Origin of the sequence: Mesorhizobium sp. M1169, assembly GCF_040318345.1 — a bacterium.
In the GTDB taxonomy this organism is placed as follows: Bacteria; Pseudomonadota; Alphaproteobacteria; order Rhizobiales; family Rhizobiaceae; genus Mesorhizobium.
Window position 1 is genome coordinate 1 of sequence record NZ_JAMYME010000028.1, and the last position, 25087, is coordinate 25087.

Annotated in this window: 26 protein-coding genes and 1 tRNA gene; 19 read left to right on the forward strand and 8 right to left on the reverse strand. The window is 60.5% G+C overall.

Features of this window, described 5'->3' with window-relative positions; genetic code table 11:
- The first annotated feature begins 232 nt into the window (after positions 1-232).
- Positions 233-1162, forward strand: coding sequence for an IS110 family RNA-guided transposase (locus NKH41_RS23395; protein ID WP_352780255.1), 930 nt, complete (start codon positions 233-235; stop codon positions 1160-1162).
- A gap of 185 nt (positions 1163-1347) precedes the next feature.
- Here NKH41_RS23395 and NKH41_RS23400 read toward each other — a convergent pair whose 3' ends face one another.
- The 4 genes from NKH41_RS23400 to NKH41_RS23415 all read right to left on the reverse strand — a co-directional run bounded on the left by NKH41_RS23400 (position 1348) and on the right by NKH41_RS23415 (position 4593).
- Entirely contained in the window at positions 1348-2406 is a 1059-nt protein-coding gene (locus NKH41_RS23400; RefSeq protein WP_352771737.1) for a tyrosine-type recombinase/integrase, read from the reverse strand.
- A gap of 236 nt (positions 2407-2642) precedes the next feature.
- A complete protein-coding gene (locus NKH41_RS23405; RefSeq protein ID WP_352771735.1) occupies positions 2643-3836 on the reverse strand; it encodes a porin in 1194 nt (397 codons plus the stop codon).
- 81 nt (positions 3837-3917) lie between these two features.
- Positions 3918-4214: a hypothetical protein gene (locus NKH41_RS23410; protein ID WP_502900221.1), complete on the reverse strand. Its 297-nt coding sequence runs from the start codon at positions 4212-4214 to the stop codon at positions 3918-3920.
- A gap of 288 nt (positions 4215-4502) precedes the next feature.
- Positions 4503-4593, reverse strand: a tRNA-Ser gene (locus tag NKH41_RS23415).
- Positions 4594-5041: 448 nt separating this feature from the next.
- Between NKH41_RS23415 and NKH41_RS23420 the strand changes: the two genes are divergently transcribed.
- Positions 5042-6193, forward strand: coding sequence for a porin (locus tag NKH41_RS23420; protein ID WP_352771733.1), 1152 nt, complete (start codon positions 5042-5044; stop codon positions 6191-6193).
- A 254-nt stretch (positions 6194-6447) separates the two neighbouring features.
- On the opposite strand, the gene NKH41_RS23425 is transcribed toward NKH41_RS23420, so the two are convergent.
- Positions 6448-8100: a tetratricopeptide repeat-containing sulfotransferase family protein gene (locus NKH41_RS23425; RefSeq protein WP_352771731.1), complete on the reverse strand. Its 1653-nt coding sequence runs from the start codon at positions 8098-8100 to the stop codon at positions 6448-6450.
- Between the two features lie 9 nt (positions 8101-8109).
- A complete protein-coding gene (locus NKH41_RS23430; protein WP_352771729.1) occupies positions 8110-8403 on the reverse strand; it encodes a hypothetical protein in 294 nt (97 codons plus the stop codon).
- A gap of 47 nt (positions 8404-8450) precedes the next feature.
- On the opposite strand from NKH41_RS23430, the gene NKH41_RS23435 reads away from it, so the two are divergent.
- From NKH41_RS23435 to NKH41_RS23495, 13 genes are all read left to right on the forward strand, one after another.
- The gene (locus NKH41_RS23435; protein ID WP_352771727.1) at positions 8451-9746 is read left to right on the forward strand and encodes an outer membrane protein; all 1296 of its coding nucleotides are present in this window, start codon (positions 8451-8453) and stop codon (positions 9744-9746) included.
- Between the two features lie 517 nt (positions 9747-10263).
- A complete protein-coding gene (locus NKH41_RS23440) occupies positions 10264-11370 on the forward strand; it encodes a pyridoxal phosphate-dependent aminotransferase (protein ID WP_352771725.1) in 1107 nt (368 codons plus the stop codon).
- Positions 11371-11460: 90 nt separating this feature from the next.
- Positions 11461-11739 (forward strand): acylphosphatase, encoded by a 279-nt coding sequence (locus NKH41_RS23445; protein WP_352771723.1) that lies wholly within the window; start codon positions 11461-11463, stop codon positions 11737-11739.
- 145 nt (positions 11740-11884) lie between these two features.
- On the forward strand, positions 11885-12547 hold the full coding sequence (locus NKH41_RS23450) for a TetR/AcrR family transcriptional regulator (protein WP_352771721.1): 663 nt from the start codon (positions 11885-11887) through the stop codon (positions 12545-12547).
- A gap of 47 nt (positions 12548-12594) precedes the next feature.
- Positions 12595-13758 carry an isovaleryl-CoA dehydrogenase gene (locus NKH41_RS23455; RefSeq protein WP_352771720.1) on the forward strand — a complete coding sequence of 388 codons (1164 nt, stop codon included), beginning with the start codon at positions 12595-12597 and terminating at the stop codon, positions 13756-13758.
- An 82-nt stretch (positions 13759-13840) separates the two neighbouring features.
- A complete protein-coding gene (locus NKH41_RS23460; RefSeq protein ID WP_352540761.1) occupies positions 13841-14233 on the forward strand; it encodes an AbrB/MazE/SpoVT family DNA-binding domain-containing protein in 393 nt (130 codons plus the stop codon).
- A complete protein-coding gene (locus NKH41_RS23465; RefSeq protein WP_023677795.1) occupies positions 14230-14613 on the forward strand; it encodes a type II toxin-antitoxin system VapC family toxin in 384 nt (127 codons plus the stop codon). The genes NKH41_RS23460 and NKH41_RS23465 overlap by 4 nt, the downstream gene beginning before the upstream one ends.
- Before the next feature lie 4 nt (positions 14614-14617).
- Positions 14618-16225 carry a carboxyl transferase domain-containing protein gene (locus tag NKH41_RS23470; RefSeq protein ID WP_352540760.1) on the forward strand — a complete coding sequence of 536 codons (1608 nt, stop codon included), beginning with the start codon at positions 14618-14620 and terminating at the stop codon, positions 16223-16225.
- A 1-nt stretch (position 16226) separates the two neighbouring features.
- Entirely contained in the window at positions 16227-16757 is a 531-nt protein-coding gene (locus NKH41_RS23475; RefSeq protein ID WP_352471028.1) for an O-acetyl-ADP-ribose deacetylase, read from the forward strand.
- A gap of 115 nt (positions 16758-16872) precedes the next feature.
- Positions 16873-17247, forward strand: coding sequence for a hypothetical protein (locus NKH41_RS23480; RefSeq protein WP_352471111.1), 375 nt, complete (start codon positions 16873-16875; stop codon positions 17245-17247).
- A gap of 29 nt (positions 17248-17276) precedes the next feature.
- Positions 17277-17657, forward strand: coding sequence for a hypothetical protein (locus tag NKH41_RS23485; protein WP_245274740.1), 381 nt, complete (start codon positions 17277-17279; stop codon positions 17655-17657).
- A 43-nt stretch (positions 17658-17700) separates the two neighbouring features.
- Positions 17701-18075: a hypothetical protein gene (locus NKH41_RS23490; protein ID WP_023677798.1), complete on the forward strand. Its 375-nt coding sequence runs from the start codon at positions 17701-17703 to the stop codon at positions 18073-18075.
- Positions 18076-18186: 111 nt separating this feature from the next.
- Positions 18187-20175, forward strand: coding sequence for an acetyl/propionyl/methylcrotonyl-CoA carboxylase subunit alpha (locus NKH41_RS23495; RefSeq protein ID WP_352771718.1), 1989 nt, complete (start codon positions 18187-18189; stop codon positions 20173-20175).
- Positions 20176-20274: 99 nt separating this feature from the next.
- On the opposite strand, the gene NKH41_RS23500 is transcribed toward NKH41_RS23495, so the two are convergent.
- Positions 20275-21396, reverse strand: coding sequence for a branched-chain amino acid ABC transporter substrate-binding protein (locus NKH41_RS23500; protein ID WP_352471026.1), 1122 nt, complete (start codon positions 21394-21396; stop codon positions 20275-20277).
- A 390-nt stretch (positions 21397-21786) separates the two neighbouring features.
- Positions 21787-22053 (reverse strand): SEL1-like repeat protein, encoded by a 267-nt coding sequence (locus tag NKH41_RS23505; RefSeq protein WP_010915070.1) that lies wholly within the window; start codon positions 22051-22053, stop codon positions 21787-21789.
- A gap of 459 nt (positions 22054-22512) precedes the next feature.
- On the opposite strand from NKH41_RS23505, the gene NKH41_RS23510 reads away from it, so the two are divergent.
- The 4 genes from NKH41_RS23510 (at position 22513) to NKH41_RS23525 (ending at position 25039) form a co-directional block, all read left to right on the forward strand.
- On the forward strand, positions 22513-22857 hold the full coding sequence (locus tag NKH41_RS23510) for a DUF2147 domain-containing protein (RefSeq protein ID WP_023677801.1): 345 nt from the start codon (positions 22513-22515) through the stop codon (positions 22855-22857).
- Positions 22858-23067: 210 nt separating this feature from the next.
- Positions 23068-23220 (forward strand): hypothetical protein, encoded by a 153-nt coding sequence (locus NKH41_RS23515; protein ID WP_023677802.1) that lies wholly within the window; start codon positions 23068-23070, stop codon positions 23218-23220.
- Between the two features lie 41 nt (positions 23221-23261).
- Positions 23262-23456 carry a hypothetical protein gene (locus NKH41_RS23520; RefSeq protein ID WP_352454349.1) on the forward strand — a complete coding sequence of 65 codons (195 nt, stop codon included), beginning with the start codon at positions 23262-23264 and terminating at the stop codon, positions 23454-23456.
- Between the two features lie 80 nt (positions 23457-23536).
- Positions 23537-25039 (forward strand): AMP nucleosidase, encoded by a 1503-nt coding sequence (locus NKH41_RS23525; RefSeq protein WP_352540756.1) that lies wholly within the window; start codon positions 23537-23539, stop codon positions 25037-25039.
- The last annotated feature ends 48 nt before the right edge of the window (positions 25040-25087 follow it).

The following is a 25087-nucleotide window of genomic DNA, read 5'->3' on the forward strand; positions in this document are numbered from 1 at the left end:
TCCGCTAAACACGGGGGCTGCGCGGCGGACACGCCGACGTCAACGCAATGCCACGCCATTTTGCAGAACTTGACGCACACAACTGAAGGCAGGTGCGGTGGCGGACGGGAGACCGGAGCATCTTTGGGTGATCGAGCCCGTGGGAGAGCAAGGGTCTTCGTCCGCCGTTCCATCGAACCCGAACAGTCGCCTGGGCCGCAAGCGAAGCCCGATTAGGCAAGGATGGGACAGGATGGAAATCATTGTTGGCATCGACGTTTCCAAGGATCGGCTCGACGTGCATGTTTTGCCGTCGGGCGAGGCGTTCTCGGTGGAGAATGACCACGCCGGGGTGGAGGATCTGGTTCGGCGGCTGGCAGCCCTTTCGCCGGCCGTTGTCGGATTGGAGTCGACAGGCAGCTTCGAGAGACTGGCGGTCGCCGCCTTGGCAGGCGCCGGCCTGGCGATTGTCGTGGTCAATCCGGCGCAGGTGCGCGCCTATGCCAATGCACTCGGCAAGCGGGCCAAGACCGACCCGATCGATGCCGCCGTCATTGCCGCTTTCATCGCCGCGACCAGGCCGCAATTGCGGCCATTGCGCGACGCCGAAACCGAGGCCCTGGCCGAGCTCGTCGCCCGCCGGCGTCAGATCGTGCAGATGATCGTGGCGGAGGAGAACCGTGCTCGCACGGTCATCGCGAAACAGGCGCAAAAGAGCATCCAGCGGCTGCTCGTCGCGCTTCGGCGTGAGCTGGCAAGCCTCGATGCGGGCATGGACGATCATATCCGCAAGTCCCCAGTCTGGCGGGTCAACGAAAAGCTGCTTTCCTCCGTGCCGGGTGTCGGTCCTGTCGTTGCCCGCAGCCTGATCGCCGAAATGCCGGAACTGGGCAGCCTCGACCGCCGCCAGATCGCCGCGCTCGCCGGCCTTGCGCCATGGACGAGGCAGTCCGGAAAATGGCGTGGCAAGAGCTTCATTGGCGGTGGCAGGAGCCACGTGCGCGCCGCCCTCTTCATGGCCGCCCTCGTCGCCATCAGGCACAACCCCGTGCTCAAGGCTTTCCGCGACCGCCTGGTCGAGGCCGGCAAGCCGAAGATCGTCGCCGTCGTCGCCACAATGCGCAAGCTTCTCACGATCCTCAACGCAATCGTCCGGGATCAAAAACCGTGGCAAACAGCTTGACAGCCAAGACAGTCGCTCTCCCCGTATTGCGACCGGGAGAAGGGAGGTGTCTGCAACGCTGGGGATTAGCGAAATCTTTCGCAAGGACGCCTTTCTCCCCGTCGCTATACGGGGAGAAATGCCCGGCAGGGCAATGAGGGGCAGCGCAACCCTGAGCGGCTGGCTGATATCTCACGTCAGATCCGTCAGGATTTGGCGCTTCTCTTTGCGGGCTTTGGAGCCTTGCTTGCGGCCGGCTCGCTTTTTGGCTCTCGCCTCGCCGGAGGTGGAGAAGACAAAGCGCTTGCACCGCCGATGTCCGAGCCACCGGACCGAGGCGTTTCCAGCACGGTGACGCAGCCATCGAGATCGTTGGTGGCCAGATGGGCGTAGCGCATGGTCATCGACAGCGTCTGGTGGCCGAGCCACATCTGCACACGCCTGATATCGATGCCGCCCTGGACGAGACGCGAGGCACAAGTATGGCGCAATATATGCGGCACGACCTGATCGTCGGCGCCAAGCCCGACTTCGGCCTTGGCATCGTTCCAGATGGCGCGAAACTGCGCCTGGCTGAGCTTGGTGAACGGGCCTTTGGGCCGGCGGCCCTCGGTCGCCGGCAGCTTGATCACCTCTTTTACCCGCTCGGTCATCGGGATGGTACGGCTGCGGCCGGATTTGGTGATCCAGAAACTGACGCGGTGCTCCTGGATATCATTCCAAATCAAGCCCAGCGCTTCGCCGAGGCGGCAACCGGTGTCGACGAGAAAGACGGAAAGCCGATAAGCGTCCTCGCTGCGGCTCTTGATGGCGGCGAACAGCCGGGCCTCCTCGTCTCTCTCGAGGAAACGAATCCGTCCCGCCCGCTCCTTCTGGCGGCGGAACTCCGGCAGGCTGTGGATATCTCCCATCTTGTAAGCCTTGCGCAGCAGTTTGCTGAGGGCAGCCATCTTCCGGTTGATGGTTGCGTTGCTGTTGCCGCGCTGGCGCAAGGTGCCGATAAGGTTGTCGAGGGTGCTTTGGTCAAAGGCGCTGAAACGCTCCCCAAGGAGGATCTCGTCTATCTCGCCGATGAAGGAGCTGACATTGTATTTATGCCGCCCGTCATCCCAAAGTATATCCCGGTATGCTGAAAAAAGTTCTCCGATCCTATGCGACTTTACTTCTCGTATCTTGTTGTAGCTGTATTTTATCTTTGCAGTTTGAGAAGAAAACATCGAAAAATGATCAGAGGTTCCTCCCTCTTGAATCGCATCGTTCGTCATTATTCGCCACACCCCCGAGTGGATAGGCCTAGACCTACCTGCTTGGCGGTGCCCTTTCAAGAGTTTTAAGCGCTGCGGCCGATCTCATCCACCAGCGGCGGATCCCAACGACATCGTTCCACAACCCTGTTCAGCTACCGAACCCCCTTTTCCTTCTGTTTGCGACCAGTCGCGAAAACAAAACAGCCCGGGCGATTGAGCGCCCGGGCTGGATTTCACCTGTATAGACCCAGCCCTCAGAACGAGCGCTGGAAGCGGAGGATGCCGCCGACGGCATCTTTCTTGCCCGGCTCAATACCAGTCCAGTTATAACGATAGCCACCGTAGTCGCCGGTGAAATGATTGCTGTTGTGGGCATAGTCGACTTCGGCCGTGATCGTGAAGCCGGGAACGATGTCGTAGGCGATGTTAGCCGCGACACCAGCTTCCTGCGCATCGTCGTACGACGCCTGGAGGTTGAACGAGGTCTTCTCGTTGATGGTGTAAGTGCCACCACCCCAAACTGCCCAGTTGCCGCCCCACTGCTTGTAGTAGTTGCGCGGCAGATTGTCGTCCGAACCATAGCCGGCCATGATGAACAGCGACAGGTTCTGCATCGGGGTTATGTCCAAGCGGACCTTGCCGGCCCATTCTTCCGCACTGCTGTCATAGGCAGCAACACCGGTGATCGAGCCCCAGCCCTGCGTCCACTTCAGACCGCCAACTACATAGGGAACGTAGCTATCGATCGAATCCGAACCGCCGCCAGTGGCGTCGGCCGTACCCACAGCCGGGGTGTAATTATGACCTTCACCGGTTTCCAGCGATGCCACGGCCGAAAAACCGTTGCCGGCGTCGAAATAGTACTGGACCACGTTGGAGTCGAAGCCGCCGTAAGGGACGATCGTATCCTGGATGACATTGCCGGCGTAGCCGCTGAACGTATTAAACGCTGTCTCGTCCTTGCCGACGCGCAGGCCACCGAGCTGGATCCAGGCGAAGTTCAGCGAGACGCCTCTGCTACCGAAGGCAGAATAGCCAGGGTCGATCTCGCCGTCCAGGGTGTCGTGACCGGTTCCCCAGTTGAAGCGGGTTTCGGTGTAGGTCTTCAAGGTACCGAGCTCGGTTTCCTGACCGGTCCAGGTCCTCAGCGTGAAGCGGGCCTGCTTATAGTAGCCGTCATTGACATCGTCGGGATCCAGAAGATCAGTGTACTTCGCACCGTCGAACGAGCCAGCCTGGCCAGCGCTGATATCATAGCGGACATAGCCGCCGATGCGCAGGCAGATTTCGGTGCCGGGGATGTAGTAGTAGCCAGCGCCGTAGACGTCGCAGATCTTGACGTATTCAGCGGGTTCCGGCTCGGCGACGACGACGGCGTCGGCGGCGCGCGCACCGGAAACTGCGATCAGTGCCGCAGCGGAGCCGAGAAGAAGGCTCTTGATGTTCATTTTCTGACCTCCAGTCAGAATCGAACAAAAGAGCGGAGTTGGCGCCGTGTGTTTATGCAGTAAGTAGCTGAGATTACGACATTATTTCGGAAAATCGTTGATTTTTGCGCGATCATGTGAGCAGCCGCAGATGTTCACCAGAGGCACTTGCTGGCAAAAGCATGCCCGGAACCGGATTTGAGATAACGCTCGAATGAAGTCGCCTTGGCTTGGTTCGAGAAGGCGATACAGGTCACGATCCGCCACGGCCGGAATTTGGACGTATGGCTGGATTTTCCGGCGTTGTGCTCGGCAGATCCGTCGCTTCAGGTCCGAGGTCACACCGATAAAGCGCTCGCCTTCCGCAGTCTTGCTTTCCAGCAGGTACACGTACCACACGAACCGGCCCTCCCTCGCCAAGGCATCGGAGTACATCCTCCTTCGCCAGCAAGGATATGCCAACCTGATTTTGCAACCGTTCCAAGGGGTTGCAGTCCTCCTTCGCTACGCCTTCGGAGGGCATCCTGCTTCGCGCGGAGAGGGTTTCGCTGGACTTGTCCTGCGAAGCGCGCAGCAGGGTTTTCGGGGCTAGCGGCCCCCCTTCGCTACGGCTTCGGAGGGCATCCTGCCTCGCGCGGAGAGGGTTTCGCTGGACTTGTCCTGCGAAGCGCGCGGCGCGAAGCAGGATGGCGGAGAGGATGGGATTCGAACCCACGAGAAGCTTTTGACCTCTACTCCCTTAGCAGGGGAGCGCCTTCGACCACTCGGCCACCTCTCCGTTGCGCCGGTGGATAAAGAAAAGCGCCGGCACAATCAACAAGCCTGCGCTATTATCCTTGAAAAATCGACCCTTCGCCAAAGCGCGCCCAGCGATGTGGCGATTCTGCGGCAATTCCCTGGTTCGCGACTCGGGCCATGGTCACATTTCGTGCCGACCATCGCCGGAATCCGCCGTTTGCAACGGCTTGCGAAAGGCTTTTGGTTAACGGGAGCTTTCGGAGTGAGGCCAAATCGTGTCATTTGTGCAACAACGCCGGGGGATAGCGCCGACATAAACCTTTTGCCGGTACGATCGTGGTTGAACGCCGCCGTCTCATGGGTAATGTCGGGTTTGAAGGAGCGGCGCGGTGCGCATCTTTTTCGGTAGTGGGGATGGGGCAGGGAACGCTGTCCTTCAGCAAAGAATACCCAGACCCGTTTTTTAACTTTTGACTGGAGGTCAGAAAATGAACATCAAGAGCCTGCTTCTCGGCTCCGCTGCGGCACTGATCGCAGTTTCCGGTGCGCGCGCCGCCGACGCCGTTGTCGTCGCCGAGCCGGAACCCGCTGAATACGTCAAGATCTGCGACGTCTACGGCGCTGGCTACTTCTACATCCCCGGCACCGAAACCTGCCTGCGCATCGGCGGCTACGTCCGCTATGACATCGGCATCGGTGACGTCGGCTCATTTGACGGTGCAAAGACTACTGATCAGCAGGATGGCGACTCGCAGGATACCTACTACAAGCACGCCCGCTTCACGCTGAAGACCTGGACCGGCCAGGAAACCGAGCTCGGCACCTTGAAGACCTACACCGAGACGCGCTTCAACTGGGGTAACCACAACGATTACCTCGACGACAACTATAATGGTGGCACAAGTGTTTCGCTGAACTTTGCCTGGATCCAGCTCGGTGGTTTGCGCGTCGGTAAGGACGAATCGGCCTTCGACACGTTCATCGGCTACGCCGGCAACGTCATTCAGGATACGCTGGTTCCCTATGGCGGCTTCGACACCAATGTCGTCCAGTACTACTTCGACGCCGGCAACGGCTTCTCGGCCGTGGCTTCATTGGAAACCGGTTCGGGCAGTGCCGATGCGGATCCTGGCGTTTTCCAAGACAGCAACAGCGGCAATGATTCCATCGACAGCTATGTCCCGTATGTCGTCGGCGGTATCAAATACACGCAGGGCTGGGGCTCGATCACCGGTGTCGCCGCCTATGACAGCACCTGGGAAGAGTGGGCCGGCAAGGTTCGCGTCGACGTTACGCCGATACAGAACCTGACGCTGTTCATAATGGCCGGCTACGGCTCTGACGACAACATCGACCGCAACTTCTACAAGCAATGGGGTGGTAACTGGGCCGTCTGGGGTGGTGGCACCTACACTATCAACGAGAAGACCTCGTTCAACCTCCAGGCGTCGGTTGACGACGACAAGAACTACGGCGTCGCCGCGAACGTCGCCTACGATATCGTTCCCGGCTTCACGATCACTGCCGAAGTCGATTGGGCCCACGACGGCCAGTTTGATAAAGCCTACGATCGGAACTGGACCAATGCCGACGACAAGGACAGCATCGGCGGCATGCTCCGCTTCCAGCGCTCGTTCTAACAGGCAAGTCTGACTGAAATCGAACCCGGCGGGCCACCGCCGGGTTTTTCGTACCCGGTGATGCCGCTCGCAATTGCGCAAACGCGGCTGCTGAACAGCGATCGGCCCGCAACTGGGCACGTCAATTGCAATTCCTGCCGCCGGGCGCGCAAAAGAAAAGGAGATCCTTGGTTCGATCTGAAGCGCTGGCCCGCAGGATCAACCAGTCTCGACAGCAACGATCGATATCGGCCTATCGAGCGCGCCGGACTTATTCAAAGTTCGGCCAAGTCGCCCAAGGCATCAATCAGCGGCTGGATTTTGTTTTCATAATTTTTCCACCGCTTGATGGAGGAACTGTAGATCGGCTGCCGGACCTGCCAGCGGCTGGGCGTATTGACCGACCTGTCCTTCTCGAAAAAGCGCAAGCAGGCATCGTCCCAAGGCAACCCTAAATGATCGATGAGACGGCGCGATTGCGCCTCTTGATCCGCAACCAGCATCTCATAGCTGCTTTCGAGAATACGTCCTGGAAAAATCTTGTCCCAGTGTCGCATCAAGCGGTCATATTCACGGTAGTACAGCCCCAATGTCTTCAAGTCGGCGTTATAACTGTGTGCCTCGGTGAAGTTCAGAGCAAAGCAGGAGAGGCAATTGTCGATGGCATCGCGACGGCAATGAATGATGCGGGCATTGGGAAACAGAATGCCAATGAGACCGATAAGCTCGAAATTATGAGGTCTCTTGTCGATTACGCGAAGCGCGGCCGGAGCTCGCTCCCGCAGGTAAGCCAAATGTTCTTCCGCCAGCATCTTGGCCAGGTCAGCGGTCAGCGTCGTGAGTGATTCCTGTAACGCTCCTGCCGAACGACTTGTGAAACCGAGTCCATTCGCGGCTCGCCGCAGCTTGTTAAGTTCGCCAGCACCGTGAACATCCGGATGGCTAGCGCATATCTGCTCAGTCAGAGTCGTCCCTGAACGCGGCATGCCGACTATGAACACAGGCACTTCCGACGGGTTTCCATAACCGGCCCTGGCTGCCAGCATCTCCGGGGTGAAGAAGTCGATTATCGAATCGACCCAGTGACGATAGGATTCAAGGTCGAAATGGTAGCCAGCCGCCTTTTTCGCTCTTTGGAAGTGATCCATCGCCTCTTCATAGCGCCGAATGTCGTTCAGCACTTTGCCGGCGGCGTGATGGAGCAGCTGCGCGACTTCTGAGGGAAGCTTCGGGTTGGCAAGTTCCGATAAAATAGATCCAAGTTCGGCAGGTTCATCAACGAATTTGCGGGTGTGCACCAGATCGTTGTAGGCCTCGCCCACGTCGAGCCGGCGCTCGATCGCCTCCTTCAAATAGGTCGTGGCCTCATCCATGCGGCCGAGGCTGGTAAGCACCCTGGCGAGACCGGTTCTGACCAGCACATTATTGCTGTCGATCTTGAGCGCCTTCTCGTAAAGCGGCAAAGCTATGTCGGCCTCGTCAAGCTCAACATAGGCACGCCCCAACAGGCAAAGCGCTTGCACCAGGTCTGGCTTCAATTCGCAGGCGTGCTGCAAGTGTCTGATGGCGGGCATTTGTTCGCCGACCTTCAGATAGGCCTCGCCCAGACTGAGATGGAAATAAGGATTTGTGGGCGCCTCGCCGACCGCCCGCGCGAAATATTCCAAGGCCAACTCGTCATCGACACCGAGCCCCAACGTGCCGAGGATGTAGAGCGAAAGCGGGTGGTTGCGGGTGCGGGCGAGAACGCGATGGCATAACTCCTCGGCCTCCGGGAACCGTTTGGCTTGCTGGAGTTCGAGCGCCTGCCTCAGCAGCATGTCGTCGGCTTGCGCACGCGACAGCGGCTTCACCCTCGGCGGTTCCGCTTTCGGCGCAGGTCGGCCCTTAAGATGCTTGGAGAAGGCGGGCGGCAGTCGGCTGCTCATCGTGCCTCGCTAGCAAAAAGAGCTGAAGGAATCCAGGGCCTGTTGAGAGTCAACGTGAGTGATGACTTTGGCGCCGCGTAGATCATTGCTGGGAATTTTTGATCCGTTTTCTCGCTGCGCATTGCGGCCTTCGGAACCTTTGAGCCTGGCGAACAAGTTTTCGATGAGATGTAGTTTCGGCGTCGATCTGGAGCGGGAGCCTTCGCCTTGGTTGTTCACAGGCAATTTTCGCAGTCGACAGCCGGCGTTGCCGGCATTCCATACAATGCGCCCTTCCTGTGGCTTTTTTGTTACAGCCGTCATAATGACCCGATGCTAAGAGGATTCTGGGTTTATTAAAGGTGGGGCAAATGATCAGCAGGAAATCCGCTAAATCTCTTCTTCTTGGCGCAGTTTCCATTCTGGCGCTTGGGTCGGTGGCCCACGCCGCCGACGTGGTCGAACCGGTGGTCGAGACGACGGGCTTCAACTGGAGTGGCATCTATGTCGGCTTTGGCGTTGGCGCAGGGGCGAACGTCCACAAGCTTAGCACTGACTTGTTTCCCGTGTCGTTCAACGGAATTGGTGGCGAAGGCGTGTACGGTGAACTCACAGTTGGCTACGACTACATGGTGGCGCCGCGCTTCCTGATCGGCGGACTTTTGGACGCTCATGCCGGCAACATCGAAACCTCCCTTGATGTCGCCGGGTTCGACGCGTCGGTCAAAGAGACCTATGGTTTCGACGCTGGCTTGCGGGCAGGCTACCTCTTCACGCCAAACACCTTGGGCTATGTGCTTGGCGGCTATTCCTGGCAGAAATACAAGTTCGACACGAATGCTGGTTTTGATTTCGACTGGGACCAGAGCGGCTATTTCGTCGGGGCCGGCATGGAAACGGCCATCAACAGCAACTGGACCATCAAAACCGAATATCGCTATACCGCCTTCGGCACCGAGAACATTCTTTCCGAATTCGGCGTGCCGGACGGCATTCTCGACACCGACACATCACGGCATACGTTCCAGGTTGCAGCCAACTACCGCTTTGGCGCCCAGAATGGCGGCGTCGCGTCTTTTGAAGCTCCTGCCTACAACTGGACTGGCTTCTACATCGGCGGTGCGGGCGGCGCGGGTGCGTCGGTGCATCAGATCAACGTTCCCCCGCTTGCCGACCTGGAATTCAACGGTATCGGCGGCGAAGGCGTATTTGGCGAATTGAACGCCGGCTACGACCATGATTTCGGCAGCTGGGTTGCGGGTGTCATGGTTGACGCTCGCTACTCTGGCATGACTACGGAGCTGGAAGTGCCCGGCGGATCCGTCAATCTGGACACAGATTATGGCTTCGATGTGCTGGGCCGGGTCGGTTTGAAAGTCAACGAATCGACCCTCGCCTACGTGGTTGGCGGCTACAGCTGGCAGCATTTCGATCTGAATGCATCTTCACCCATCGGTGACATCATCGATTGGGGCTCGAGCGGCTTCTCGGTCGGTGGTGGTTTGGAAGCGGCCGTGACCAACAACGTAACCGTCGGTCTCGAATATCGCTATTCGCAGTTTGCCGAGAAGGATATTCTGGAGGAGTTTGGGGGGCCGGGCGATGTCCTCACCACCACTCCTTCTTTCCACACCGTCCGTATCGGTGCGAAGTATAAGTTCAACTAAGGCCCTCCAGGCAAATCGTTCAAGCTCGCCGGCCAATCCCGGCGGGTTTTTCTTGTGCGAACAATGCGGGCACAAAAAGAGCGGAGCCAAAGCCCGCTTCCTCGGTTGTCGAGATTTCCGCCGGTTCATCCGCGGCCGGCAAATCGATCGACCATCCCTCTCTATCGCAAGAATGCGACGGGAGTACGACAGCCCAAGCCGGCACAACTTGCGCTGATCCCCGCGGTCGATCCAGCGCTGAGGGCGATTGTAGGTGCGGAGCGATATGTATGTATATGCGGCGGCGCAGAGGGTTCAACTCGGCCGTCTTTCATGTCCTGTTCTCAAGATTGCGCTTCAACAGTCGCAATCCTTCAAAACAGAAGCCCTCATCCGCAAACCCGCGCGCCGCGCCAGCGGCTTCCTTCAATCCTAATTCTTATCAGGCCCTAATGCGACAGTTCCCGCCTGCCCTGGAACTTGCGCAGGCCCAGCCAGCAGGCTAGCAAGAAGGCCCCTTTTCGAACGAGCCTTTGCCATGCGCCCTCCCCTTACGCCGCTCATCGACGCGCTTCCCTCCACAGTGCCGTTTGTCGGCCCGGAGGCGCAGGAGCGTGATCGCGGCCGCGCCTTTCGCGCCCGCATCGGCGCCAATGAGAGCAGTTTTGGCCCTTCCCCGCGCGTCATTGCCCGCATGGCTGAGATTGCCGGCGACATGTGGATGTATTGCGACCCCGATAATCACGATTTGAAGATAGCTGCCGCCGGGCATCTCGGCGTCGGCGCCGAAAACGTCGTCATCGGCGAAGGCATAGACGGGCTGCTCAGCCTGGTGGCGCGCATGTATGTGGCGCCCGGCGACGCGGTGGTGACCTCGCGCGGCGCCTATCCGACCTTCAACTTTCATGTTGCCGGCGTCGGCGGCCGGCTGGTCGCAGTGCCCTACGAGAACGATCGGGAAAACCTCGACGGCCTGCTGGCGGCAGTGGCCAAGGAAAAGGCGCCACTGGTCTACCTGTCCAATCCGGACAATCCGATGGGCAGTTGGTGGGAAGCCGCCGAGCTCAGCCGCTTCATCGAAGCCTTGCCGGAGACCACGATGCTGGTACTCGACGAAGCCTATGGCGAATTAGGGCCAGCCTCAGCGCTGCCGCCGATCGATATGGCGCGGCCGAACGTCATCCGCATGCGCACCTTCTCCAAGGCCTATGGGCTGGCCGGCATACGCTGCGGCTATGCGGTGGCCGAGGCCCAGGTGATTCGGGACTTCGAGAAGATCCGCAACCACTATGGCGTCAGCCGCATGGCGCAGATCGCCGGTGTCGAGGCGCTTGCCGATCAGGCCTGGCTGGAGAGCGTGGTGGCGCGGGTCGCTGCCGGCCGTCGACGCATTGCCGCAACAGCCGAAGCGAACGGGCTGAAGCCGCTGGCTTCGGCGACCAATTTCGTCACCATCGACTGCGGCCGCGACGGCGCCTTTGCACTGAAAGTGCTGCAGGCGCTGTTGTCACGCGACGTCTTCATCCGCAAGCCGATGGTGCCGGTTCTCGACCGCTGCATCCGGGTCAGTGTCGGCCTCGACCACGAGCTCGACATCTTTGCCGAGGAACTGCCTGGCGCACTGGCGGCAGCGCGGGGGAATTGAAGAGCCTTCGCCCTATGTGGCTGACCGGCGGCAACGCTGTTGAATTTGCACGGCGATGCGCCAGACTCGACTCAGAGGATGGAGAGCGTGATGACCGACCGGACTGTGCAGGTACGCATTTACGGCAAGGTGCAAGGCGTCAGCTACCGGGTCTGGGCGCGGCGCGAGGCGTCGGCGCTTGGCCTTGCCGGGTGGGTGCGCAACGAAGTTGACGGCTCGGTGACAGCCTTGATTGCAGGGACCGATGCGGCGGTCTCGACAATGATCGAACGGCTTCGGGAAGGGCCGCCAGAGGCAGCGGTTTCGAAGGTCGATGTCGAGGAGATCGAGGCTCGCGACATGTCGGCCGATTTCAGGATTGTTGCCTAGCAAGGCATGGTCCTGCTCATTCGCTTCCATCGCACAAAGTTCTCGAGGGTGCAGATAGAGCAAATCTGAAGCCATTGCCCTGCCCGGACGCGCCTCTTGAATTAATTGAACGTTTGTTTTATTTTCCGCGAAAAGGCGGCTTGTCATGGCGCGTACGACCGGTTCCGACGGAGAGAAGACCGAAGCTGCGGTCCGCGAGGCGGCAGTCAGCCTGATTGCGCGTCTCGGCTATGAGGCGATGTCGATGCGCCAGTTGGCGGCCGAGGTCGGCGTCCAGGCAGCGGCGCTGTACCGCTACTTCCCGACCAAGCAGGACCTTCTGTTCATGCTGATGCGTGAGCATATGGAAGGCTTGATCGAGGCGTGGTGCGCAACACGCCCTGTCGGCGCCGATCCGGCAGCGCGGCTTGCCGCTTATGTCGAAAACCACATCGCTTTCCATATCGCACGCCGCCACTCCACCCATGTCTCGAACATGGAGCTGCGCAGCCTGTCGCATGAAAAACTCACGCAGATCCTGCGCATGCGCACGGCCTACGAGAAGGAGCTGCGCGCCATCCTGCGCGACGGCGTCGAAGCGGGGTTATTCAGCATCGAAGACACCGGGCTCACCGCCATGGCGCTGATCCAGATGATGACCGGCGTCATCGTCTGGTTCCGGCCGGGCGAACGGCTGTCGATCGCCGAAGTCACCGCTACATATCTAGCAATGACAATGCGCCTTGTTGGAGCAAAGAGCCATGGCGCGTCAACGAGCTACGACGCCGCGCCTCTATTCGGGCGCGCAAAGGACGCTCTAGCAACTTGATTTCGCGCATGATCCCGATTTCGGGATCGTGCGCCGGGAGGAACGGCATGTACATGCATACGCTCAACTTCGGGCTTGACGAAGACATCGAGGCGCTGCGCGACCTGGTGCGGCGCTTCGCCCAGGAAAAGATCGCACCGATCGCCGCCGAGATCGACCGCTCGAACGAATTCCCGGCACATCTGTGGGCGGAGCTCGGCGGGCTCGGCCTGCTCGGCATTACCGCCGATCCCGATTTCGGCGGCAGCGGCATGGGCTACCTCGCCCATGTCGTGGCGATGGAGGAGATTTCGCGCGCCTCGGCCTCGGTCGGCCTCTCCTACGGCGCCCATTCCAACCTCTGCGTCAACCAGATCAACCGCTGGGCAACGCAGGCGCAGAAGGAAAAGTATCTGCCATCGCTCTGCAGCGGCGAAAAGGTCGGCGCACTGGCGATGTCGGAATCGGGTGCCGGCTCCGATGTCGTGTCGCTGCGCCTGCGTGCCGAAAAGCGCAACGATCGCTATGTGCTGAACGGCACCAAAATGTGGATCACCAACGGGCCGGATGCCGAGACGCTGGTCGTCTACGCCAAGACCGATCCGGAACTCAATTCGCGCGGCATCACCGCTTTCATCGTCGAAAAGGCTTTTGCCGGTTTTTCGGTGGCGCAAAAGCTCGACAAGCTTGGCATGCGCGGCTCGAACACCGGCGAGCTGGTGTTCGAGGATGTCGAAGTGCCGTTCGATAATGTGCTGCACGAGGAAGGGCGCGGCGTCGAGGTGCTGATGTCGGGCCTCGACTACGAACGCGCCGTGCTGGCCGGCGGCCCGGTCGGGCTGATGGCAGCGTGCCTCGACGTGGCGATCCCTTACGTGCATGAACGCAGGCAGTTCGGTCAGCCGATCGGCGAATTCCAGCTGGTGCAAGGCAAGCTCGCCGACATGTATGCGACGATGAACGCGGCGCGCGCCTACGTCTATGCCGTGGCCGCCGCCTGCGATCGCGGTGAGACGGCCCGCAAGGATGCTGCCGGCTGCATCCTCTTCGCCGCCGAAAAGGCGACGCTGATGGCGCTCGACGCGATCCAGCTTTTGGGCGGCAACGGCTACATCAATGACTACCCGACCGGCCGGCTTTTGCGCGACGCCAAGCTTTATGAGATCGGCGCCGGCACCAGCGAAATCCGTCGCTGGCTGATCGGACGGGAAATCATGGTGGAGGGCGCCTGATGGCGTCTTTTTGAGATTTTGCCAGAAGCCGCACGATGTGGCACACTTCGGAATATATGCCACAACACAGGCGAGACGGACCATGGCTGGCAGAACGGGAAAGTCCGGATTTGACGAAGACCCGCAAGCACGGTTCGATGCTGGCGCTCGCAAAGCGCCGTTTCGGCTTCCGGCGAAACGCGAGCGTGTCAAGCTTGGCGAGGGCGGGCGCTTTGTCATCCCTGCCGCGATGCGCGAGCAGATGGGCGTGAAGCCTGGCGAGGATATGATCCTGCATGTCGAGAACGGCGAGCTGCGGGTAAGATCGTGGCTGCAGAATCTGCGACGCGTCCAGGCCGAATTGTCAGCGTTGAAACAGCCCGGTGAAAGCGTCGTCGACGAATTTCTGAAAGAGCGACGGGAAGAGCAGCGTCGAAGCGACAAGCGTCTCGACCGTCTTCACGCCGAAGGGACGACGGGAAAGCGGACGAAATGAAGCCCTATGTCATGGACAGTTCGGCGGCGCTCGCAATCCTGCTCAACGAGCAAGGCACCGATAATGCTTTGGGGTTCGCGCCGGATGCACAATGCAGTTCGGTCAATGCGGCCGAAATCATCGCCAAACTGATCGACAAGGGACGCAGCATGGAACAGGCTGCGGACGACCTCGCCAGTCTCGGCATGCCGATCGCCGTTTTCGACGACGCGATGGGCATCGCCGCCGGGCAGCTTCGCCAATTGACGCGGCATCGCGGCTTGTCGCTGGGCGATCGGGCTTGCCTGGCGCTGGCAATTCGCGAGAATGCCATTGCCGTCACCGCTGATCGCGATTGGGGCGACCTCGATGTCGGCTGCAAGATCGAGTTGATCCGGTAGCGCCATGGCCCCCCTCACCTCGCAGATGTCGCCCGCCTCCGATATTTTCCGCGCCAATGCCGAGCGCATGCGGGCGCTGGTCGCCGATATTGCTGAAAAAGCCGCCGCCATCGAGGGCGGTGGCGCGGAAGAGGCGCGTGAGCGGCACGTCTCCCGCGGCAAGCTCCTGCCGCGGCAACGCCTTGCCCAATTGCTCGATACAGGCTCGCCCTTCCTCGAAATCGGCCAGTTCGCGGCATGGTCGATGTATGGCGAGGACATCCCTTCGGCCGGCCTCATCGCCGGCATCGGCCGCGTCGAAGGCACCGAAGTGATGGTCGTCGTCAATGACGCCACGGTGAAGGGCGGTACCTATTATCCACTGACGGTGAAGAAGCATCTGCGTGCACAGGAGATCGCATTGCAGAACAATCTGCCTTGCGTCTATCTGGTCGACAGCGGCGGCGCCAATCTGCCCAACCAGGACGAGGTGTTTCCCGACCGCGATCATTTCGGCCGCATCTTCTACAACCAGGCCAACATGTCGGCCGCCGGCATTCCGCAGATCGCCTGCGTCATGGGTTCGTGCACGGCCGGCGGCGCTTATGTGCCTGCGATGTCGGACGAGACAATCATGGTGCGCAACCAGGCAACCATCTTTCTCGGCGGGCCGCCGCTGGTGAAGGCGGCCACCGGCGAGGACGTCACCGCCGAGGACCTCGGTGGCGCCGACGTGCACACAAGGCTTTCCGGCGTTGCCGACCACTATGCGCTCGACGACGAGCATGCGCTGGCCATATGCCGGCGTATCGTCAAAAACCTGAATCGGAACAAAAATGTAAGCCTGGCCTTGCAGAAATCGATTCCGCCGCTTCACGATCCACATGAACTCTACGGCATCGTGCCGACGGATCTGCGCCAGCCCTATGACGTGCGCGAGGTAATCGCCCGCACCGTCGACGGCTCCGAGTTCGATGAGTTCAAGCAGAATTATGGCACCACGCTGGTCACCGGTTTCGCCCATCTCAGCGGCATGCCGGTCGGCATCGTCGCCAACAATGGCGTGCTGTTTTCGGAAAGCGCGCTGAAGGGCGCGCACTTCATCGAGCTGTGCTGCCAGCGCAAGATCCCGCTGATTTTCCTGCAGAACATCACCGGCTTCATGGTCGGGCGAAAATACGAGGCCGGCGGCATCGCCAAGGACGGCGCCAAGCTGGTCATGGCGGTCGCAACGGCCAAGGTGCCGAAGGTGACCGTGATCATCGGCGGCTCGTTCGGTGCCGGCAATTACGGCATGTGCGGACGCGCCTATTCGCCACGCTTCCTGTGGATGTGGCCGAATGCCCGCATTTCGGTGATGGGCGGCGAGCAGGCGGCAACGGTGCTGGCCGTGGTCAAGCGCGAAGGCATCGAGCGCAAGGGCGGGGAATGGAGCGCTGAGGAGGAAGCGAAATTCAAGAAGCCGATCCTGATGAAGTACGAGCACGAGGGACACCCGCTCTATTCGTCGGCAAGGCTCTGGGACGACGGCATCATCGACCCGGCCAAGACCCGCGAGGTGCTGGCGCTCAGCCTTTCGGCCGCGCTCAACGCCGAGATCGAGGAGACAAAATTCGGCGTGTTCAGGATGTGAGATGAGCGAAATCGGCCAGAGGATTCGCATTCAAACCGGCGACATCACGAAGCTGGCGGTCGATGCCATCGTCAACGCCGCCAATACCTCTCTTCTCGGAGGCGGCGGCGTCGATGGCGCTATCCACCGCGCGGCCGGCCCCGAGCTTGTGGCAGAATGCCGGACCTTGCATGGCTGCAAGGTCGGAGACGCAAAAATCACCAAGGGCTACAGGCTGCCCGCGCGCTACGTCATTCATACGGTCGGGCCGGTCTGGCAAGGTGGCAGCAAAGGAGAAGCCGAACTGCTCGCCTCCTGCTATCGCCGGTCGCTCGAAATCGCCGCCGCAAAGGACTGCCGGACGGTGGCGTTTCCTGCGATCTCGACCGGGGCCTACCGCTATCCGAAGGATCAGGCGACGCAAATTGCTGTCGGGACCGTGAGCGCCTTCATCGGCCAGAACATCGCTCCGGAAACCGTCATTTTCTGCTGCTTCGACGAGCCGACGGCCGAATTGTATCAGCGGGTCGTCGCTGCACTCGGCAGGGTGTGACCCTGCGCGGGAGACAACCCACCACATCTCCAGACTATTTTTTGCTTCTCGATCTGGCCAGACGAAAGAATCACGGCTATTGATCATCGCAAATACCAATGGGGATTGGGCGAAGATGAGGCGGCGGGTTTTTCAGAGAACAACTGCGCATATACTTGCGGCGTTGCTTATATTAGCGACGCCTGGCATCAGTGCAGCGGAGTCGCTGGCGGGAAGCAAGGGCGAGACCCGTTTCTATCCCTATTTGCCGCAGAGCCCGAAGGATCCGTGTACCAGGGCCTACAAGGCCTATGTAGCGGCCGGCGGCCATTCAGCCTATGCAACCACTCCGTATTCCCGGGTGCGTTTTCTGTACATCATCTGCGGCTCGCGCTTGAATGCACCGTCACAGCAAGCTGCCGAAGAATTGGCGTTGAAATCCTGTCAGGCCGCCCGCAACAGTTACAGAGTTACAACAGGCGGCGGCTGCGAAATCGCTGCCTCCAAGTAGGCGAATATATTTCAGTGTTTGGGGTTCAAATGGGTTTGGCAATGAAATCTTTATCAATCAAGCGAGCAACCATGTCGGTACTTGCACTGCTTGTGGCCTCTGCACCGAATGTCGGCGCCGCCGAATCGCTGGCGGGAAGCAAGGGCGACAGCCGCTTTCCGGTCTATTTTGCACCGGGTACAATCGGAGGCTGCGGCAAGAATTACAAGGACTATGTGGCGGCTGGCGGTCACTCGGCCTATGCGATGACGCCATTCAACTGGGCAACCGAATTCACTATTTGCGGTGCTTATCTGAATGCAACATCCCAGAAGGCTGCGGAGGCGCTGGCGTTGAAATCCTGCCAGTCCGCGCGCAGCAAGTACAAGGTCACGACTGCAGGGGCCTGCGCCATAGCTGCCTCCAAATAGACCGACACCCGTCGGCCTTCGACGTATTCAATGGGTGGGAAAAATGAAATCTATAAGCGTCAAACAAGCAGTCTTCTCGCTGATAACCGGGTTGCTTCTAATCTCGAGCCCCAATGTCGGCGCGGCGGAATCGCTGGCTGGAAGCAAGGGCGACGTCCGCTTCTACCCGTATTTTCCGGCGACCGCGGATCGGCCATGCACCAAGGCATATAAGGCCTATGTGGCGGCCAGCGGCCATTCAGCTTATGCGACCACTCCGTATTCCCGGGTGCGTTCGTTGTACATCCTGTGCGGCTCGCGCTTGAATGCGCCCTCGCAAAAGGCTGCCGAGGATATGGCGATGAAATCCTGCCAGGTCACCCGCGACCGTTACAGGGTCACGACCGGGGGAGCTTGCGAAATCGCGGCCTCAAAGTAGGCAGGCCTCGCTTGCCTACCCTTTGACCGCCAGACTACAAAGCAGGGCATTGCCGCAGTTCGCGTGACGAGAATTCGCGCCGTTGGCGGCAGCTCTGCCTGTGGAGGCCCGATGTTCGCCAAGATCCTGATCGCCAACCGTGGCGAGATCGCCTGCCGGGTGATCCGCACGGCACGCAGGATGGGTGTGCGCAGCGTCGCCGTCTATTCCGACGCCGACGATCGCGCCTTGCATGTCGAAATGGCCGACGAAGCGGTGCATATCGGCGCCTCTACCGCCAACGAAAGCTATCTGCGCGGCGACAAGATCATCGCGGCGGCCTTGGCCACAGGTGCCGAGGCCATCCATCCGGGCTACGGCTTTCTTTCGGAAAACCCTGATTTCGTCGACCAGGTGGTCGCGGCGGGGCTGATCTTCATTGGCCCGTCGGCGGCCTCGATCCGCGCCATGGGACTGAAGGACGCGGCCAAGCGGCTGATGGAAAAGGCCGGCGTGCCTGTCGTTCCGGGCTACCATGGCGAAGCGCAGGAGATCGTGTTGCTCGCCTCCAAGGCGCGCGAGATAGGCTACCCCGTACTGATCAAGGCGCGCGCCGGCGGCGGCGGCAAAGGCATGCGGCGCGTCGAGCATCCCGATGATTTTTCGGAAGCACTGTCGGGCGCGCGGCGCGAGGCGAAAGCCGCGTTCGGTGACGACCGCGTCTTGGTGGAAAAATATGTCGACAAGCCTCGCCACATCGAAGTGCAGGTGTTTGGTGACAATTTCGGCAACGCCGTGCATCTTCACGAACGTGACTGCTCGGCACAGCGCCGCCACCAGAAGGTGATCGAGGAGGCGCCTGCCCCGGGCATGACGCCGGCACTGCGCAAGGCGATGACCGAGGCGGCGGTGAAAGCCGCCAAGGCAATCCACTATTCCGGCGCCGGTACCATCGAGTTCATCGTCGATGCCTCGCAAGGTCTGAAGGCCGACCGTTTCTGGTTCATGGAAATGAACACCCGCCTGCAGGTCGAGCACCCCGTCACCGAAATGGTCACCGGCATCGACCTGGTCGAGTGGCAGTTGCGGGTAGCCTCCGGCGAAAAACTGCCGAAGACCCAGAGCGAGATCGCGCTCTCCGGCCACGCCTTCGAGGCGCGCATCTATGCCGAGGACGCGGCAAGAGGGTTTTTGCCGGCGACCGGCACCTTGCACCATTTGAAATTTCCGCAGCCGGCACCGGAGGGTGCGACCATGCGCGTCGAAACCGGTGTACGCGCTGGCGATGCGATTTCGCCGTTCTACGATCCGATGATCGCCAAGCTGATCGTTCATGGCAAGGACAGACGGACGGCGCTCATCGCGCTTGGCACGGCACTGTCGCAGACCGAAATCGCCGGCTCGACGGTCAACACTGGCTTTCTTGCCGCGCTGGCCGCTGATGCGGATTTTGCGGCGGGCGATGTCGATACCGGCCTGATCGCCAGGCACCAGCAGGCGTTGACGGCGGTTCCGCCGCCGAGCGGTGAGACGATTGCCGCCGCGGCACTTGCCGCGTCCGGTGCGCGCGACTTGCCGTCCTCGGACGATCCCTGGTCGTCACTGGCCGGCTATGCGCATTTCCACGCTGTAGCGCGGAGCACCCTGCTGAAGTTTGGCGAGCAGGAGATCGGCGCGCGCGTGTCGGTGCGGCCGGACGGGCGGTTCGAGGTGGCGCTGGATGCGCCCTATGACAGCGTCAATTCGCGGGATCTCCGCGCGGCGCCTCGCCTCGCCCGCTGGCCGGGCCACGTCACGGTCTTCGATGGCGCCATCGGCTACGGTTTTGCCGTGCCGGATCCGCTGGCCCGAGCCGACGAAGCCGCCGCCGCTTCCGTCAGCCTGCGCGCTCCAATGCCCGGCCTGGTCAAATTGGTGCGTGCAGGCAAAGGCGAGTCCGTGATCAAGGGCCAGCCGCTGCTGATCCTGGAGGCGATGAAGATGGAGCACACCATTGCCGCGCCCCATGACGGGGTTATCGCCGAGATTGCTGCCGAAGGCGCGCAGGTAACCGACGGCACCGTGCTGGTTCGCTTTGTCGAGGAACCTCAGTTGACTGCTGTTTCCCTATCCACGAAGTGATCTCGAACGCGTGACAAAGGCGTCGCCAAAAAAAATGTGGCCGGGTTTGACCCCCGGCCATGTTCGATTACAGCAGCGCGTCTTGCGGCGCCGCGGCCATCACGGTTGGATCGGCGCGTATTTGCCGTCATGCCACTGGTTGATGTCGTAGCTCGCGTTCTTGAGGTCGCCCTTCTCGTCGAAGGTGACCGAGCCGACAACCGTGCTGATCGGCTGGCCGTTCTTTAACGCTTCGGCGACTTTTGCCGGATCGTCGCTGCCGGCGCGTTTGATGCCTTCGGCGAAGGCCTGGATCACCGCATAGGAAAACAGCGTGAAGCCCTCAGGCACGAAGCCGCCGGCCTTGATCTTGGCGATGGCCTCCTTGGCTTCGGGCTTCGCCTGCGGATTCGATGGGAAGACGAACATGGTGCCTTCGCCGGCCGGACCGGCAACCTGCCAGAATTCCGGCGAAGCGATCGAGTCCGGCATGATCAACTGGAACTTGAGGTTCTGCTCCGCCGACTGGCGCAGGATCAGGCCGGCTTCGGGGTGATAGCCGCCGAAATAGACGACGTCGGCTTTCAGCTCCTTGAGCTTGGTAACAAGAGCGGAATAGTCCTTCTCGCCAGCGTTGATGCCCTCGTAGAGGATTTCATTGAGACCGTTCTGGTTCATCGTTGCCTTCACGGCATCGGCCACGCCCTGCCCATAGGCGCTCTTGTCGTGCAGGATGACGACTTTCTTGCCGGCATATTTCTTGGCGATCCAGGGACCGATGAAAGCGCCCTGCGCATCGTCGCGCGTGTAGAGGCGCATGATCGTCGGCCAGCCGGCTTTCGCCGCTGCATCGGTCAACACCGGGTTCGAGGAAGCCGGACTCATCATCAGCGCACCGGCTTCGGCGTAGACAGCGGAGGCCGGGATGCTGGAGCCCGAGCAGGCGTGGCCATCGATGAACTTGACACCGTTGGCGATGATGCGGTTGGCGACCGAAACCGCCTGCTTCGGATCGCACTGGTCATCCTCGATGTCGAGCTTGATCTGGCGGCCGTCGACGCCGCCCGCCGCGTTGATCGCGTCGGCGGCGGCTTGCGCGCCTTGCTTAAACTGATCGCCGATGTTGGCAAGCTGACCGGTCATCGGTCCGACCACCGAAAAGGTGATGTCATCGGCGAAGGCGACCGGCGCGGTCATCATCAGGCCAAATATGGCTGCGCTGAAAATACTGAATTTCTTCATGGTGACACAACTCCTCCACTCTCGCGCGACCATCCCGGCCGCGCCTCTTCCAGAATGGCGGGAGAATTTCATCCTTCACCGGAGCTGTCTAGACGCATCGTCGGCGCTCGATTGGGCCTGTAATGCGCTGTTCCAAAGACAAAGCCGCGCCAGCCTTGTTCCGGCCGGTCGCAGCTTTTCTCATCGAGTTCCCGAGGTATCCCCACCAGGATCCGCTCGCCTTCCCTGTTTGTACGGTTTATGGCGCGGCTCGTCCGCCGTGTTCTTGATCTTGTTGGCCCGGCCGTCTTGCGCGGCCTTGATTTTTCGGGCCCGGCCCTCTGCGCGGCCTTGACCCGAAGCGTCCCTGTCGTGAGGTCAGTACCCCTTGTGAGGTCGATGCCGGCGAATTCAGTGCATCGTCATCCATTCGCGAGCTTCGCGCAGCGCCTTGGCGATCTCGACCTTCGACATGGCGGCAGACAATTCGGAGCGCAGTTCCGCGGCGCGGGCCGAACCCTTGATCGCGGCGATGTTGAACCATTTGTGGGCGGCGACGACGTCGGTCTCGCAATCGCGGCCAGTCGCATACATCATGCCCAACTCGAAAAGAATATCGGCCTGGGCGGTTGCCCCCATGGCGCCGAAGCCGGCTTCAAGCATTTCAAAACGTGCCATTTCAAATCCCCTGTTCTGGCTCCCGAGAGCTGTCTCCGTATGTCCCTCGGTGTCCTTGATTACCGTCGGGGGCGGCCGCTCTTTCGATGCTTTCGAGAATGCCCCGGAGGCTTGAATCCGTCGTTAAATGGCGTGCTTAATTTGAGGAAAACAAAGCTAAAACAAGAGGTAAACACGAAAATTCGTTAAGGATACAAAGCCAGCAATCGCGCCGGTTTGCACAAGATTTGAAGAAAACTTGCGAGGCGCGGATCAAGACTCCGCTAACCACAGAAGACAAAGACGTGTGCGGCCCGTTTCATTTTTCGCCGGCGCGGCCGTTCGGGAGCGGGCAAAAACCCGCAACCCTTCCGTGGCGGCACCGCTTTTGTTTTTCCGGGAGCTGGACTAGCTTACGTTTGCGTAAGGGGCAGACACCCGGGACGGAGCCCGATTGGACTTACCTGAGGGAGGAAAGACATGTTTCGACAAGTGAGCCTGGCCCTCGCGGCCGCAATAATGATGACCGGCGCGGCATGGGCCGATCCGATCGAAGGCAATTGGAAAACGCAAGCCGGATCGACTGCCGCCATTTCGGGTGGCGGCGGGGCATTTTCGATTACGCTCAAATCCGGCAAATTTGCCGGCAAGAACATCGGTTCACTGAAGGTTGCCGGCGACAACAAATATGCCGGCACGATAACCGACCCGGAAACCGACAAGACCTATTCGGGCAAGGCTTCGCTTTCCGGCAGTTCTCTCAAGATGAGCGGCTGCGTGCTCGGCGGGCTGATCTGCAAGAGCCAGACCTGGCACAAGCTCTGATCGTGCCCTTCCTGCCGGGGTGAGCGGGGCCAGTCGGCCCCGTTTTCATGTTATCGGTCTCGCAGCCATGGTGTCGCCATGGGTCGCTGCACTCACAGCGGACCCTCTCAGAGATCATCAACCATTTTTGAACCGCAGATGAACGCCGGGATCAGAGCCGGTTCAGCCGGGGCAAGGCATTGTCATGCGTGTTGAAGGAGACACCGCGCAATGCTTGCCCGCCGCTTCACCATCGTCTGCCTGCTGATGAGTCTGTTCGGCATGTTGTTCGCCGTCCTTGTCGCCGAAGCCGGCCGGCCGTCCCGCTCCTGGGACGTCGCCAGTTCCTGCCGACTCGGTTGCTTGAACCATCTTCACCACTGAAACGACAAAGAGCTGAACCTTTAGAGAAAAGCAAAACGCCAATGAACCGCCTCGCCGCCAACACCCTCAAGACGCTTCGGCTGCTGCCGCGCGCGGCGCTCATCCTGACTGTTCTTTCGGTACCGGTACTGGCCGTGCCGACGATGCGCACCAATGCCGGCTCGACGATCGAGGCGCCTGCGTTGAGGAAGTCAGGCCTCGGCTTTGTGCTGCTGGTTAGCCTGCAGCGCGGTTAGCAGACCGAAAAACGCCGACAGCGCGTATTGAGGCCGCCTTACCCCCTCCCAACCGCGCGTCCAACTCTCTATATTGGGTCATGGAAAAGCGAATCTATCCCCAAGCCATTGAATCGGTGGTCACGCCGGAGCCGTTTGGCCGGCAGAGCTTCAACGACGCCAAGAAGGCGGTCGCCGCCCTACAGGTGCTTTACGACCGCAACACCAAGTTCCTGCGCGATTCATTTACCGCGCTCGCCGCGGGCGGCGACAACAACAAACGCTACCGGGCTTTCTATCCGGAGATCGGCGTCACCACGAGTTCCTTCACGCAAATCGACTCGCGGCAGGCCTATGGCCACATGCCGACGCCGGGGCATTTCTCAACCACCGTCACCCAGCCTGCTCTTTTCGAAAGCTACCTCACCGAACAGCTTCGGCTGATCATGCGCAACCACGGCGTTCCCGTAACGGTTTCGGAATCGACCACTCCCATCCCGCTGCATTTCGCCTTCCTCGAAGGCACGCATGTCGACGGCACTGCTGCCGAGCGCATCAAACGGCCGATCCGTGACCTGTTCGACGTGCCGGATCTCGACGGCACCGACGACCAGATCGCCAACGGCACGTTCGAAGTGGCATTGGGCGAGGCACGGCCGCTGGCGCCGTTCACGGCGCAACGGATCGACTATTCGCTGCACCGGATGTCGCATTATACGGCGACTAGTCCCCAGCATTTCCAGAACTTCGTGCTGTTCACCAACTACCAGTTCTACATCGACGAATTCGTCGCCCGTGCACGCGAATTGATGGCCAATGGCGGTGACGGATATGTCGAGTTCGTCGAGCCGGGCAACATCGTGACCAAAGCAGGGGACGGTGCGCCCGGTGAGGGTGCTGCGCCCCCTCGCCTGCCGCAGATGCCGGCCTATCATCTGAAGAAGCCGAACCATGGCGGCATCACTATGGTCAATATCGGCGTTGGGCCTTCCAACGCCAAGACGATCACCGACCATATCGCGGTGCTCCGGCCGCATGCCTGGGTGATGCTCGGCCATTGCGCCGGCCTGCGCAACACGCAGGCGCTCGGGGATTATGTGCTGGCCCATGCCTATGTACGAGAAGACCATGTCCTCGACGACGATCTTCCGGTCTGGGTGCCGATCCCGCCGCTAGCCGAAATCCAGGTGGCGCTGCAGGAAGCGGTCGCCGAGGTCACCGGGCTTTCCGGATATGATCTCAAGCGCATCATGCGCACTGGCACCGTCGCCACTATCGACAACCGCAATTGGGAGCTGCGCGACCAGCGCGGGCCGGTCCAGCGGCTGTCGCAGTCGCGGGCGATCGCGCTCGACATGGAATCGGCGACGATCGCCGCCAACGGCTTCCGCTTCCGGGTGCCCTATGGCACGCTGCTTTGCGTATCCGACAAGCCGCTGCATGGCGAATTGAAGTTGCCGGGCATGGCGACCGAGTTCTACAAGCGGCAAGTAGCGCAGCACCTGACCATCGGCATCAGGGCGATGGAGAAGCTGGCTGAAATGCCGATGGACCGACTGCATTCGCGCAAACTCAGGAGCTTTTCGGAAACTGCCTTCCAGTAAATGCCGAATCGCATGTGTCGGTCCAGGTCAGGACATTTCGTCATCTTG